The organism is Myxococcus sp. AB036A (assembly GCF_006547355.1).
Lineage (GTDB): Bacteria > Myxococcota > Myxococcia > Myxococcales > Myxococcaceae > Myxococcus > Myxococcus virescens.
On record NZ_VHLC01000090.1, the window covers coordinates 24458 to 38814 of the forward strand.

The window sequence follows — 14357 nt, forward strand, 5'->3', positions numbered from 1 at the left end:
TCACCCGAGGTGCGGGAAATCGCGCCCGGCACATACGATGGCGCCCTGGAGGACGGCGACTTCCTCCGGGTGGGCCTCATCCGCACCGGCCCCGAAGAAATTTCGCAGACCCCGTCGACTCGTTGGAGGCCCTGACCGCATGGATACCGAAGCGCTCGCCCGAATCCCGGGCGTCAACCCGAACGTCCCCAATGCCGCCCGCATCTACGACTACACGCTGGGAGGCACGCACCACTTCGAAGCCGACCGGCAGGCGGCGGAGTACATGTTCTCGCTGGTGCCCTCCACCCGGAAGTGGGTGCGCATGCTGCGCGCCTGCCTGCACACCGCCGCGCAGCGCCTGGCGGCCGATGGCTTCCACCACTGGGTGGACTTCGCATCGGGGCTGCCCACCGGGGACCACGTCCACGCCGTGCTGCCAGACGCTCGCGTGCTCTACAGCGACGTCAATCCGCTCACCATCACCACCGCCCACCATCTGCTGGGGGACACGCCTCGCGTCCGCTACATGGAATGCGACATCCGCCAGGCGGGCGCCTTCCTGCGGCGGCCGGACGTGAATGCCTTCCTGGGGGGAGAGCGTCGCGTCGCGTTTGGCGCCAATGGCATCACCGTGTTCCTGTCCGCCGAGGAGAACCGCCAGTTCTTCCGCGACCTGTACGACTGGGCCGCCCCGGGCTCGAAGCTGTTCACCACCTTCGAGACGAAGTCACCGGACCTCAGCACCCCGAAGTGGGAGCAGTTCGTCGGCACGTTCCGGCAGATGGGCGAGTCCTTCCAGCTCTACTCCCTGCCCGAGTACCTGGACCTGTGTGGCCCCTGGGCCCGGGATGCCACCGGCGTGCTGCCCGTGCGCGAGTTCCTCGGGCTGCCCCCTGAGCACATCACCCACGAGGACCGTGAGGGCGTGGGCATCGAGTTCTACGCCGTCGTCCTGGAGAAGCGCTGACCGTCCCCGCCGGGTGGAGCGAGCGTGCGGGCAGGCGCTCGCGTCCATCCCCGTCAGGGCAGCGCCATGGCACGCCTCCCTGCCGTCTGCCTCCCCAGCGGCGCGTGACTACCGTCTTTGCAGGCAACACGCGCACACGGAGAGGAGACGGAGCATGTTTCAATCGAGAAGGCGTCGGGTTTTTGCGGGCGTGATGATGGGAGCGGCCCTGTCGGTGGCGAGCGTTGGGTGCAGCTCGACGCGCTCGGCGAAGGTGGACGAGTCGTGGCTGGCCCGGGTACCCGAGAACCAGCTGGGCGACGTCCACGAGGCCCAGGCACAGCGGCGAACGGCCCAGGACGCGGTGACCCGCTCCGACGTGGCCCTCAAGGATGCGCGCCGGGAGCTGGAGGTGGCCAAGCGCAACGAGGACGCGGCCAAGGCCCGCCGGGAAGCGCATAACGAAGCGCTGAAGGCCGCCAACGCCACCGGACAGAGCAGCAACATCACCCAGGCGGAGGCCGAGCTGAAAGACGCGGACTCGAGCATGAGCGCGGCCCAGGCTCAGGTGAGGTACCGCGAGCACGCCATCAAGACGATGGAGGCCCAGAAGGAGCTGCGGGAGAGCGAGCTGGCGGTGGCCGACGCGAAGCTCCGTCAGGCCGAGTACGAGGCTCTGAAGGCGAACCAGGACGTACGCGCCCAGAATCTCTCCGAGGCCGACTTCGCCTCCGCCACGGCGGACGCCCAGCGCAAGGTGGAGGAGTCCCAGCGCAAGCTCCAGTCGGAGCAGCAGCAGGAGCGGCAGGCTCGCGCCACCTGGGAGCGGATGCGCAACCAGGTGCAGGGCTACGGCGGCAGCGGCATCCAGAAGCAGCGCAATCCGTAAGTCACCGCGACCACCGGCCCGACCGAGCCAGAACAGGCACGGCCGGGGCCGGGGCTCACTTCGGCGGACGGAAGACGTACTGGAACACGGGCGTGTCGGGCCCCGGCGGGTACTGCGCATCCATGAAGGCGAAGTGGGCGTGGCCGGTGATGACGGCCTCGTTGAGGCTGTCGTAGAGCACCGTCACGCCAGTGGCCCGGCCGGACGCGTCCACCTGGACTTGAACCTTGAGGTTGCCCTTGATGCCCGGCGTCTGCTGAAGCCGGTTCATGTAGAGCGCGACCAGGCCCAGTGACACCCGGTTGTATATCTGGTCCTGGGTCCCCCGAGCGGGCTGGGACGGCAACCGGAAGTGGCGCACCAGCGCGGCGGCTTCGCTCTCCGCCTCGGCAACCCGACGCTCGGGCGCCGCCAGCGCCGCGCGGTAGGCGGCCAGCGCATCCTGGTGACGCTCCTGCTTCAACACCAAGCGGGCCCGCAGTACATGGATGTCGGCGCGGGCGGGCGCCCGCTCGGAAGCCTTCACCAGGTGGGTTTCGGCCGCCTTGGAATCTCCGCGCGCTTCGGCCAGCTCGGCCAGGCGAAGCAGCGGCTCCGGGTCTTCTGGCGCGGCGGCGACGAGCCGGACCAGGGCCTTGTCCTCCGCGTCGGCGCGGCCCAGCTCCCGGTACAACCGCGACAGCAACCCCAGGGCCGCGGGCTCCACGCCGCCTAGCTCCGCGTAGCGCTCCAGCGACCCGGCGGCCTTCTCCTTCTCCGAGGCGGCCAGCCACAGGTCCGCCTGGAGCCGGTGCGCTTCTTTGTCCCGGGGCTTGAGGGCCACCAGCTTCTCGCCCGCGGTCGCCGCCGCACGCACGTCGTTGGCTGCGCGGGCCAACTGCGCCAGCTTCCGCAGCGCCTCGGGCTGCTCGGGCCACGCCTCCACCGTCCGCGTCAGCTCCGCGCGCGCGTCCGCTTCCCGCTCGGGAATCCCCGCCAGCAACATGGCCAGGGACGTCCGAATCTGCGGCGCATCCAGTTGGGCGAGCGCCTCACGCAGCCGGACTTCCGCCTCCGCGGGCTTGCCCTCCGCCTGGAGCAACACGCCCTGCGCCCACAGCGCTGGTGCGAAGCCAGGGGCCTCCTTCAGGGCGGCGGCGATGGGCGGCCGCGCCTCCGCCAGCAGCCCCCAGCGCACGTAGATGAGCCCCATGCCCACGAAGGGCCACGGATTCTCCGGGTCCAGGGTGGAGAGCGCCTTCAGCTCGTTCCAGCACGCGTCCGAGGGAAAGGTGAGCCACGCCCGGTACATCCGCGGCATCAAATCCCCGGGCCGCGCCCGTGACTGCGCTTCCAGCTCGCTGTCCATCGCGCTGGCGCGGCCGCGTGCCCGGGCCGTCTCCAACTGCCGCAGCGTCGCCATGACCTCTTCGGGAGGAGGCAACCCCGGGCGCACCACCGCCCCCCGTGCCGGAGCGGCAAGCACGAGCAACATGAGGCACAGCGGAAGCGCGAACGAACGGGAGGCCATGGGGCGCGCGGACGATAGCAGACGCCCGTCCAGCGGAGGCTGCCTGCGCCCTTGGCAGCACGAACTCAGCGATTTCAGGGAAGCCCCGCTCCGGAAGGACGAACCTTCCGGAGCGGCGCCTCGACCTTCACCTCAGGACGACGGGCTCAGCCAATCTCCAGCCGGCACGTTGAGCTGCAACCGTCGCGGCTGACGTTGTTGCCGTCGTCGCACTCCTCGCCCTGGTCCTCCTGAACGTCGCCGTCGCCACATCGGGGGCCCCAGAGGCAGCCACGGCCGCACTCTCCATAGCCACCGCCGTTGACGCCGTCGTCGCACTCCTCGCCGGCATCCTCGTCCACCACGCCGTCGCCGCAGGTGGCGGTGCACTCGGTGCGGGCGGTGAGGAAGTTGTTGAGCGTGAGGCGGTACGACGAGCCCTCGGTGTGGCGCTCGGCCTGGAACACCACCACCTCGTAGATGCCGCCCTGCCGCAGCCCCAGCGTGCTCGCCTGGCCCGACATGTGGATGGTGCCCGACGCCGGGCCGTGCACACCGCCCAGGTCCAGCGCCAGGCGGCCGTTGACGAACACCCACACGTCGTCGTCACCGCGGAAGGTCAGCTCTTCGGAGCCCTTGTACTCGAACCAGTAGCGGGCCTCGCTGGTGAAGTGGAAGTTGCGCTGCTGTCCCGCCAGGTCCCTGCGCCGCGGCTCGTGGCCCTCGGCCACCCAACTGCCGCTGACATCGTCGAGCGGGAAGAACGCATCGTTATCGAACACGTACGAGCCATCGGGCTGCTGATTCAGCACGAAGGTGCCGACGATGGTCTTGTTGACGTTCTCGACCGCCTTGTACCACTGGTCGAAGTTGGCCCGGTTGCTGGTGTTGTTCGACGCCTGGCCTTCCTTCGCGTAGACGGGGCGGCCATTGGCATCGAGCCGGTTCTCGACGATGCCATCTTCACGCCCCGCGTTCCGGTACTGGAAGTCCTCGTGGCCGCGGGGCAGGCCATTCGCCGGATCGGCGGGCAGGTCCCAACCGCGGAAGTCACGGTAGACGACGGGGATGGACACCTGCGGCGGCGGCTCCTGCTCGATGAGCACGCACGCGAAGCCATCCTCCAGCTTGCAGTCCGGCGAGCAGCCGTCATTGGCGCGCGTGTTGCCGTCGTCGCACTCCTCCACGGCGCTGTTGGGGAGGATGAGACCGTCGCCGCACGTCTCCTCGCAGTTGCCATCCGAGCAGCGGGGCTCCTTGGTGCACAGCGGCGAGCAGCCGTCACCCATCACGGTGTTGCCGTCGTCGCACTGCTCGGTGCCCTCGGTGATGCCGTCACCACAGGTGGTGCGGCTGCACGGCTGACCCGGCGGGCACTTCCAGCCGTCCTCGAGCCTGCAGATGTCGCTGCAGCCATCGCCCGGAGTGGTGTTGCCGTCCTCGCACTCCTCATCACCGGCGATGATGTTGTCACCGCACTCCTTCGCGCGGCAGCGGCCACCCTGGGCCGGGCACGCCCAGCCACTTTCGATCCGGCAGCTCCCGTTGCAACCATCACCGCTAGCCAGGTTCCGGTCGTCGCACTCCTCGCCGTCCTCGACCTGGCCGTTTCCGCAGTTCACCAGGCGGACGCACGGCGCTCCCGGCACCTCGCAGATGAACCCGCCCTCCACCGAGGTGCACGTCGCGTTACAGCCGTCGCCGTCCACCCTGTTGCCGTCGTCACAGGCCTCGCCGGACTGGCGCTGGCCATCACCACAGTCGTCGCCAGCATCCGGCGTCGACCCGTCCGGGGTGTTCGGGCCAGGACCGGCATCGGGCTTCCCCGAACCTCCCCCGCCGCTACAGGCCACCAATGTGAAGAGAAGAGATGCGAGCAACGCGCTCGCCAGCCGAGACCTGCGATGGGGGTTCACCATGGGAGCAAATGCTGAAAGTGCTTCGCACGGCTGTCAACGCGTCACGGCAAGTCAACGGATGCGGGGTGCAGACGGCGCACAGATGTGCAGGCAGAACGGACTTTCCATGAGCTCCCCGTCTGCTGCGCACATCTCCATTCATGACAACAACGCCCGAAACATCACTTTCGTAGAAAGCCGGAAGCGGCGTGAAGCACGGGGCCCACACGTCCCTTGCGGGCCATTCAACCCGTTCCCACCAGCGTCACTGGGCCACGTTGCGGACGTACTGCGCGTAGAAGCGGACCGCGTCCGCGTAGCCCTTCACCGACACGCGCTCGTCCTTGCCGTGGAGGCGTGACAGGTCGGCGCCGTCCAGGCGCAGCGGCATGAAGCGATAGACGTTCTCACTCAGCCCGGTGAAGTAGCGCGAATCCGTCGCGCCCAGCATGAGGTACGGGGCCACGACGACGTCGGGGAACACCTGGCGCACGCTGCGCTGGAGCTGCGACCATGCCTCGGAGTCCATGCGCGACACGGGCGACGGTTCACTGATGAAGCCCAGCGTGCTCACCTTCACCCGCGGGTCATCCACCACGCGCCGCACGTGCTCCAGCACGCCCGCCACGGAGTCTCCGGGGAGGATGCGGAAGTTCACCACCGCGCGGGCGCGGGCGGGCAGCACGTTGTCGCGCTCACTGCCCTCGAACATGGTGGCCGCGGTGGTGGTGCGCACCGCCGCGTTGGTGGTGGCCTTCGCGGTGAGTTGGCGCAGCACCAGCGGCTCGAACAGCCACAGGTTGGCGAAGAGCGTGCGCATCCCGAAGCCCATCTCCGGCCCCGCGAACTCGAACAGGGCCCGGCTGCCACCGCGCAGCTTCGCGGGCATGGGCGCATCCTCCAGCCGGGAGATGGCGCGGCTCAGCACGCCCACGGCCGTCTGGGGCGGCGGCATGGACGAATGGCCGCCTTCGCCATCCGCCACCAGCTCCGCGCTGGCGAAGCCCTTCTCCGACACGCCGACCAGGGCCACCGGTGAGGCCACACCGGGCACGGTGCCGGACACAATCATCCCGCCCTCGTCCAGCACGGATTCCAGCGTCACGCCCCGCTCGCGGAGCAGCTTCGCCATCGCCTCCGCGCCCTCGCGCCCACCCACCTCTTCATCCCCACCGAAGGCGAGCAGCACCGTGCGCTTGGGCTGGAAGCCCGCCGCGAGCAGGGCCTCCACCGACTCCAGGATGCCGAACACGCTCCCCTTGTCGTCCAGCGCGCCCCGGCCCCAGACATAGCCGTCCGCCACCAGCCCGCTATAGGGCGGGTGAGTCCAGGACGCCTCCGTGCCGGGCTCCACGGGCACCACGTCCAGGTGCCCCAGCAGCAGCGCCGGGCGCAGCGACGCGTCCGTCCCCGTCCAGGTGTACAGCACCGAGTGCGCCCCCACGGGCTCGCGCTTCAGCGCCTGGTGGAGCCGGGGGTATTGCTCCCGCATGTAGTCGTGGAGCGCGGCGAAGGCGGCGTCCTCCGCGGGCTGCCCCTCCGCCGCCGCCAGCGTCTTGAGCCGCAGCGCACCGCCCAGCCGGGCCGCGGCGGCATCCGCGTCCACGGTGAACGCTGCGGGCGCCTCCGGCTGGACCTGCCGCGAGGTGAAGCGAAAAGCCTTCGTGAGGAGAACCCCCGCGAGGGCAACGACGACAACCAACAACGACAAGAGAATGCGTTTCATCGGCAAGACTCGCGGTGGGGACGTCTCACGCTAGCAAAGGCGGCCCGCCACCCCACTGCATCTCCAGGGCAGAGCCCCACGGCAGGCCTCGCCTCCACGAATCACGAATTTACAGTATTGCGACTATTTTGCACCTTTGCCGCGAAACACAAGTCGTGTAGCTGACGCGGATCCTCGCAGGGGGTGCGCAGTGAAGAAGCCGTCCACGGTGTGGAGACAGCTCAGGCTTGGCCTGGCGCTGGGGACACTGGCTGGCTGCACCGGCGCCCCGGGCGCGGCCTCGGCCCGGGGCTCTGCAACGACGTCTCCTACGAGGACCCGCGCTCCATCTCCGTCAAGGGCCAGTACGCGCGCGAGAAGAACCTGGGCGGCGCCATCATCTGGACCATCAGCCAGGGGCACTTCCTCCGGCCGACGAACGGCCACAAGGACCCGCTGCTGGACGCGGTGAAACACGCCTTCCTGGCCCCGTGAGCGCGGGAAGCACTGGCGACGGAGCGCCCGCTCCCGCACCATGGCGGCCATGGAGACTTCGAAGTCCGTAGCCACCGCGCTCACCATCGCCGGCTCCGACAGCGGCGGCGGCGCCGGCATCCAGGCCGACCTGAGCACCTTCGCCTTCCACCGCGTTCACGGCACCAGCGCCCTGACGGCCATCACCGCGCAGAACACGCAGGGCGTCACCCGCGTGGACGTGATGCCCCCCGAAGCCGTCGCCGCGCAAATCGACGCCGTGGCCTCCGACATCGGCGCGGGCGCGGTGAAGACGGGCATGCTCGTCAACCCGGCCATCATCACCGCGGTGGCCCAGCGCCTGCGCGTGCTGGGCCTGGGGCCGCTGGTGGTGGACCCCGTCATGGTGTCCCGCGCCGGCGCGCGCCTCATCGACGACGCGGCCGTCGGCGCGCTCAAGGAGCTGCTGCTGCCCCTGGCCACGGTGGCCACGCCCAACCGGCACGAGGCGGAGCTGCTCGCCGGCATGAAGCTGGAGACGCTGGAGGACATGCGGGAGGCCGCGCGCCGCATCCACCGGCTCGGCCCCCAGGCGGTGCTGGTGAAGGGCGGCGGCATGACGGGCGCGCTGCGCGGCACCGACGTCTGGTTCGACGGCGAGCGCCTGGAGACGCTGCACCTGCGCGCGGTGGACACGCGCAACACCCACGGCACGGGCTGCACGCTGTCGGCGGCCATCGCCGCGCACCTGGCGCTGGGGCAGCCGCCGCTGGAGGCCACCCGGCGCGCCAAGGACTACGTCACCGCCGCGCTGGAGCACCCCCTGCCCCTGGGCAAGGGCCCGGGCCCCTTCAGCCACTTCTTCCCGCTGGAGGGGTAGCCCGGGCCCGTCACCGGGCGGCTACTTCGCGGCCTTCTTCGGCGCGGCCTGCGCGGCGGGCACGGGGAAGCCGCGCTTGCGCATCAGGGCCTGGATGCCCGCCTCACGGCCCCGGAAGGCGCGGTACGCGTCGGCCGGGTCCAGCGTGTTGCCCACGGAGAAGACGTGCTTGCGCAGGAGCGCGGCCACGTCCTTGTCGTAGGCGCCCTTGCCTTCGGTGAAGCGCTCGTAGGCGTCCGCCGTCAGCGTGTCCGACCACAGGTAGCTGTAGTAGCCCGCCGAGTATCCATCACCCGCGAAGACGTGGCCGAACTGCGGCGTGCGGTGCCGCATGACGATTTCCTTCGGCATGCCCAGCGCGTTGAGCGTGTCGCGCTCGAAGGCGTCCGCGTCGATGGGCGTAGCCCCCGCCAGGTGCAGCTTCATGTCCACCAGCGCGCTGGACAGGTACTCCACCGTCCCGAAGCCCTGGTTGAAGGTGGCGGCCTTCTCGATGCGGTCCACCAGCGCCTGGGGAATGGGCTTCCCCGTCTGGTAGTGCAGCGCGTAGGTGTTCAGCACCTCGGGCGTGGACAACCAGTGCTCCAGCAGCTGCGAGGGGAACTCCACGTAGTCGCGCGCCACCGCGGTGCCGGCCAGCGACGGGTACGTCACGTTGGAGCTGAGGCCGTGCAGCGCGTGACCGAACTCGTGGAACAGCGTGGAGGCATCCTCCCAGCTGATGAGGACGGGCTCACCGGGCTGGCCCTTCACGAAGTTGGAGTTGTTGGAGACGATGGTGGTGACTTCACCCCGGAACCGCTCCTGGCTGCGGTACGCGTTCATCCACGCGCCGGAGCGCTTGCCCTTGCGCGCGTACGGGTCGAAGTACCACAAGCCCACGTGACGCCCGCTGGCCTGGTCCTTCACCTCCCAGACGCGCACGTCGGGGTGGAACACGGGCACGTCGTTCACCTGCGTGAAGGAGAAGCCGAACAGCTCGCCGGCCACCCAGAACATGCCCTCGCGCAGCTTCTCCAACTGGAGGTAGGGCTTCACCTCGTTCTGGTCCAGGTCGTACTTCGCCTTGCGGACCTTCTCCGCGTAGTAGCGGTAGTCCCAGGGCTCGATCTTGAGCTTCGCGCCCTCCTTGTTGGCCACGCGCTGCATGTCCGCGACCTCTTCGTGGACACGGGCCACCGCGGGCTTCCAGACGGCCTCCATCAGCTCCATGGCGCGCTCGGGCGTGCGGGCCATGGCGTTCTCCAGCCGCCAGTGCGCGTGCGTCTTGTAGCCCAGCAGCGTGGCGCGCTCGGCGCGCAGCTTCAGGACTTCGGCGATGATGACGTTGTTGTCGCGCGCGTCGCCGTTGTCACCGCGGTTGACGTAGTTGCGCCAGACCTTCTCGCGCAGGTCGCGCCGCGACGAATACGTCAGGAACGGCTCCATGGAGGAGCGCGTGTTGGTGATGATCCACTTACCCTTCTGACCGCGCGACTCGGCCGCGGCGGCGGCGCCCGCGCGCACGGAGTCCGGCAGGCCCGCCAGGTCCGCCTCGGACTCCAGGACGACGGTGTAGCCCTCTTCGTCCGCGAGCACGTTCTGGCTGAAGGACGTGTAGAGCGACGCCAGCCGCTGGTTGATGGCCGCCAGCTTCTGCTTGGCCGCCGCGTCCAGCTTCGCGCCGGAGCGGACGAAGCGCGTGTAGTGCAGCCAGGTGAGCCGCTGCTGCTCGGGCGTCAGCTTCGCCTTGTCGGGCGACTGGTACACCGCCTCGATGCGGCGGAAGAGCGCCTCGTTCTGGAAGATTTCGTCGTCGAAGGCGGCCAGCTTCGGCGCCATCTCCCGCTCCAGCGCCTGGAACTCCGGCCCGCTCATGGACGAGCTCCAGATGCCGTAGAGCGTCTCCACTTCGCCCTGCGTCTTGCCGGCGGCCTCCAGCGCGACGATGGTGTTCTCGAACGTGGGCGCCGAGGTGTCGTTGGCGATGGCCGCCAGCTCGCCGCGCGTCCGCTCCATCGCGGCCTCGAGCGCTGGCTTGAAGAGCTCCACCTTCACCTGGTCGAACGGCGGCACGCCGCCATGGGCGCCCGTCCACTTCGCGAGCAGCGGGTTGGTCTGCTCCGGAGCAGCCGGCGCGGCGGGGGCGGTCGTCTGGGGCGCGGTGGCCAAGTTCTGGGACTCCTGCGAGGTCGTCGCACAGCCGGTGGACACGAGTACGGCCATGCCCGCGCCAGCGAAGAAGAGCTTACGCATGTAGAGGATGTCTCCCGACGAAAGGGGGCTAACTGAAGAGGGACGCAGCCTAGCGGCATCGCGTCGCGAACCGGGGGACGGAATCGCGGGCACACCAACATGCCTGCCTGCCCATCTGTTCCCGGCCAACACCGTGGCCACGGGCAAGACGCGGTGTGTTACACCCATGCCACCCCACAGCATTCACCCTCCAGGAATGACCGTGACGAGCACGCTGAAGGACCGCATCGAGAACGCCGAATTGCTGGCGAAGGTCGTCCCCATCGAAGAGGCGGTGAAGCACGTCGTCCACGGCAACACCGTGGCCATCAGCGGCTTCACCAAGTCGGGTGAGCCGAAGACGTTCCTGCCGGCGCTGGCCTGGCACTTCTCCCAGACGACACCGGATGCTCGCATCACCCTGCTGTCCGGCGCGTCCCTGTCCGAGGACGTGGAGGGCCCCATGGCGCCCTTCATCGCCAAGCGCGGTCCGTACATGTCCTCGCCTGCCTCACGGCGCCGCATCCATGCCGGGGAGATGGACTTCACGGACGTCCACCTGTCCGCCTTCGCGCGCAACCTGATGTATGGCTTCTACGGCGACATCGACGTGGCCGTCGTCGAGGTGTCGCGCATCCGGAAGAATGGCAGCGTCATCCTCACGTCGTCGGTGGGAATCAGCGCGGAGGCGCTGGCCCGCGCGAAGAAGATTGTCCTCGAGGTCAACACCTCCGGGCCGGACTACACGGGCTTCCACGACATCGTCCTGCCCGCCGTCCATCCGCACGTGGGCTGGCCGCTGCCGCTGGTGAACGTGAGGGACCGCATCGGCACCCCCTACGTGGAGTTCGACCTGAGCAAGGTGGTGGCGGTGGTGGAGTCCCGCACGCCCGACCACCCGGTGCCCTTCAAGGCGGCGGATGACACCGCCAGGCGCATCGCCGAGCACGTCATCGACTTCCTGATGCGCTGCCGTGAGCAGTACCAGTGGGGCAAGCGCCTGCCGCCCATCCAGTCCGGCGTGGGCAACGTGGCCAACGCCATCATCAGCCAGCTCTACGACTCTCCCTTCCAGAAAATCCGCTTCTGGACCGAGGTCTTCCAGGACGGGATGCTGCGCTACGTGGAGGACGACGCGAAGTTCGAATACGCGTCCGCCACCGCGGTGTCCTTCTCCTCTGAGGGCCGCCAACGCTTCCTCGACATGTTCGAGCGGAGCAAGGACCGGCTGGTGCTGCGGCCCATGTGGCTGTCCAACAGCCCCGAAATCATCTCGCGCCTCTTCGTCATCGCGATGAACACCCCCATCGAGGTGGACATCTACGGGCACGTCAACTCCACGCACATCGACGGCTCGCGCATCGTCAACGGCCTGGGCGGCTCGGGTGACTTCTTCCGCAACGCGTACCTGAGCATCGTCCACACGCCGTCCACGCGAAAGCTGCGGGATGGCCGCACGGTGAGCTGTGTCATGCCGTACGTGCGGCACATCGACCACACCGAGCACGACATCAAGTGCGTCGTCACCGAGCAGGGCTACGCGCTCAACATGGACATCCGCTCGCCCAAGCGGCGCGCCCAGGACATCATCGAGCGCTGCGCGCACCCCTACTTCCGGCCGCTGCTGCACGCGTACCTGGACATGGCGGGCCCCGGCGACGAGCCGCGCGCCACCGACATGAAGGTGCTCCAGGGCTGGTGGGCGGACTACGACGCGGCGACGCGCGCCTTCCCCCAGAACGGCTGAGACACCGGCGGTGGAGCGCAACGGCCGCGAAGCCTGTCCCCCGGAGCTGGCCGCCCAGCTGCGGGAGGTGGACCGCCTGCGACGCAGCGGGCGGTACGCATCCGCCCTCGCGCTCGCACGGGCGCTGGCGGAGGCGCATCCCCGGCAGGCCCGCGTGCTGCTGGAAGTGGCGCAGACGCTGGCCATCTGGGGCGGCGTCCCCGCTGAAGCGCTGGAGTGGTACGAGCGCGTGCTGGCGCTGGCCCCCGGCCACCTCACCAGCCGGCTGCACCGTGCCTTGTGCCTGTTGAGACTGGGCCGCCATGAAGACGCAGTGGCGGACTTCGACGCGCTCGTCGCGGCGGGCTACCGCAAGGCCCTGGTGCTGCACATGAAGCGCGCCGAAGCACTGGAGGCGCTGGGCCGGGATGACGCGGCGGAGCGGGACTGGACGCTCGCGATTGAGGAGGCCCCGGGCAACCCGTGGCTGCTCCAGCAGCGCGCCGCCGCGCGGGCCCGCCTGGGCCGGCTGGACGACGCGGCGCAGGACCTCACCGAGGCGCTCGCGTCCCAGACGGGCGACGAGGTGGACCCGGAGCTGCTGCACGCGCGTGGCGTGTTGCGTGAGCGGCAAGGTGACGTGGACGGTGCGCGCGCGGACTTCGAGGCAGGACTCGAAGCCTTTCGTGAAGGCGACCCGCCCGCCCTGCTGGACGCGCTTCGTGAAGGAACCATGCGCAAACCATGACGGGCCCTTCGCAGCCACGGCATGCGACAAGAATGGCCATGCACACGGCGGCTCCGGCCGCGGGTGCTGACTCCGGGCCTGATGCTCCCGGAGAGGCGGGGGTGCTCGCGAGTGGGGCCGAGCTCCGATGCAATGCCTGACACCCCGTGAGAGCGCCGACTTGGAGCGGTGCTTGGGGACCACGTTGGTGGCGGGGAGCTTCGTGCGGGCGCGGACCACGCCGAGCGCGGCGGTGGGCCAGAGGGAATCGCATGCCGGGCCGAAGGGAAGCGGCTCGAACCTGCGGTTCCCTCTGGTGTCGGGGTGATGCCCCGCAGTCAGGCCGCGACTTCGGCTTCGGGCTCCCGCCGCACCTTCGCCAGCGCCGCCACGACGACCTCCGGCCCCGCGCCCTGCTTGTGGGCATTCTCACTCAGGTGCCTGCGCCACGCGCGCGCCCCCGGGAGCCCCTGGAAGAGCCCCAGCATGTGCCGGGTGATGGCGCCCAGCGGCGCGCCGCGCAGCATCGCCTTCTCGATGTACGGCAGCATGGCCTCGACGACTTCGTGCCGCTGGGGCACCGGCGTGGTTGCGCCAAAGAAGCGGCGGTCGGCCTCGGCCAGCAGGTACGGGTTCTCATACGGGGCGCGGCCCATCATCACCCCGTCCACATGGCGCAACTGCTCCGCGGCGGCGTCCAGCGTCTTGATGCCGCCGTTGATGCTGATGTCCAGGTGCGGGAACTCCGCCTTGAGCCGGTGCACCAGGTCGTAGCGCAGCGGCGGGACGTCGCGATTCTCCTTGGGGCTCAGCCCCTGGAGCCACGCCTTGCGCGCGTGCACGATGAAGCGGGTGCAGCCCGCGGCGGACACCTTCCGGATGAAGCCCTCCAGCGTGGGCCATTCCTCCAACTCGTCGATGGCGATGCGCGACTTCACCGTCACCGGGATGCTCACCGCCTCTCGCATCGCCCCCACCAGCCGAGCCACCAGGTCCGGCTCCGCCATCAGGCACGCGCCGAAGCGACCCGACTGGACGCGGTCGCTCGGGCAGCCCACGTTGAGGTTGATTTCGTCGTAGCCCCACTGCTCGCCAATCCGGGCCGACTCGGCGAGCGCCGCCGGCTCCGAACCGCCGAGCTGAAGCGCCACCGGGTGCTCCGCGGCGTCGTAGCCCAGCAGCCGCTCCCGGTCGCCGTGCAGGATGGCGCCCGTGGTGACCATCTCCGTGTACAGCAGCGTGTGGCGGCTGAGCAGCCGGTGGAAGTACCGGCAGTTGCGGTCCGTCCAGTCCATCATCGGCGCGACGGACAGGGGCGAGGGAGAAGTCGGCATCATGCGAGAACCCGGGGCAGCGGCCGGAGCGTCCCGTTCAGCGGGCCGCTCCCCTGCCGCCTGCATGTAGCCGGGTTTCCCGCCCCTGCCCAC

11 protein-coding genes are annotated in these 14357 nt (G+C 69.5%); 6 read left to right on the plus strand and 5 right to left on the minus strand.

The features are described 5' to 3' along the window. The first annotated feature begins 139 nt into the window (after positions 1–139). A complete protein-coding gene (locus tag FL344_RS29050) occupies positions 140–949 on the plus strand; it encodes an SAM-dependent methyltransferase (protein WP_141620830.1) in 810 nt (269 codons plus the stop codon). A 193-nt stretch (positions 950–1142) separates the two neighbouring features. Then, positions 1143–1817 carry a hypothetical protein gene (locus FL344_RS29055; RefSeq protein WP_228565464.1) on the plus strand — a complete coding sequence of 225 codons (675 nt, stop codon included), beginning with the start codon at positions 1143–1145 and terminating at the stop codon, positions 1815–1817. A 55-nt stretch (positions 1818–1872) separates the two neighbouring features. Here the strand turns inward: FL344_RS29055 and FL344_RS29060 are convergent, their stop codons facing one another. The 3 genes from FL344_RS29060 to FL344_RS29070 form a co-directional block, all read right to left on the minus strand. Next, positions 1873–3327 carry a tetratricopeptide repeat protein gene (locus tag FL344_RS29060; RefSeq protein WP_228565465.1) on the minus strand — a complete coding sequence of 485 codons (1455 nt, stop codon included), beginning with the start codon at positions 3325–3327 and terminating at the stop codon, positions 1873–1875. Between the two features lie 146 nt (positions 3328–3473). Next, a complete protein-coding gene (locus FL344_RS29065) occupies positions 3474–5225 on the minus strand; it encodes a DUF4215 domain-containing protein (RefSeq protein WP_141593291.1) in 1752 nt (583 codons plus the stop codon). A 244-nt stretch (positions 5226–5469) separates the two neighbouring features. Continuing rightward, complete coding sequence (locus FL344_RS29070; protein ID WP_194863298.1) at positions 5470–6930, minus strand: M20 family peptidase; 1461 nt, start codon at positions 6928–6930, stop codon at positions 5470–5472. 210 nt (positions 6931–7140) lie between these two features. Between FL344_RS29070 and FL344_RS29075 the strand changes: the two genes are divergently transcribed. Continuing rightward, positions 7141–7404, plus strand: coding sequence for a hypothetical protein (locus tag FL344_RS29075; RefSeq protein ID WP_228565466.1), 264 nt, complete (start codon positions 7141–7143; stop codon positions 7402–7404). A 40-nt stretch (positions 7405–7444) separates the two neighbouring features. Continuing rightward, the gene (gene thiD / locus FL344_RS29080; protein WP_141620834.1) at positions 7445–8263 is read left to right on the plus strand and encodes a bifunctional hydroxymethylpyrimidine kinase/phosphomethylpyrimidine kinase; all 819 of its coding nucleotides are present in this window, start codon (positions 7445–7447) and stop codon (positions 8261–8263) included. Between the two features lie 21 nt (positions 8264–8284). Here the strand turns inward: thiD and FL344_RS29085 are convergent, their stop codons facing one another. Continuing rightward, on the minus strand, positions 8285–10498 hold the full coding sequence (locus FL344_RS29085; RefSeq protein ID WP_141620835.1) for a M3 family metallopeptidase: 2214 nt from the start codon (positions 10496–10498) through the stop codon (positions 8285–8287). A gap of 196 nt (positions 10499–10694) precedes the next feature. Between FL344_RS29085 and FL344_RS29090 the strand changes: the two genes are divergently transcribed. Continuing rightward, positions 10695–12224 carry an acetyl-CoA hydrolase/transferase C-terminal domain-containing protein gene (locus FL344_RS29090; RefSeq protein WP_141620836.1) on the plus strand — a complete coding sequence of 510 codons (1530 nt, stop codon included), beginning with the start codon at positions 10695–10697 and terminating at the stop codon, positions 12222–12224. 10 nt (positions 12225–12234) lie between these two features. Continuing rightward, positions 12235–12951 carry a tetratricopeptide repeat protein gene (locus tag FL344_RS29095; protein ID WP_141620837.1) on the plus strand — a complete coding sequence of 239 codons (717 nt, stop codon included), beginning with the start codon at positions 12235–12237 and terminating at the stop codon, positions 12949–12951. Positions 12952–13268: 317 nt separating this feature from the next. Here FL344_RS29095 and dusA read toward each other — a convergent pair whose 3' ends face one another. Next, positions 13269–14267, minus strand: coding sequence for a tRNA dihydrouridine(20/20a) synthase DusA (gene dusA / locus FL344_RS29100; protein WP_141620838.1), 999 nt, complete (start codon positions 14265–14267; stop codon positions 13269–13271). Between the last annotated feature and the right edge of the window lie 90 nt (positions 14268–14357).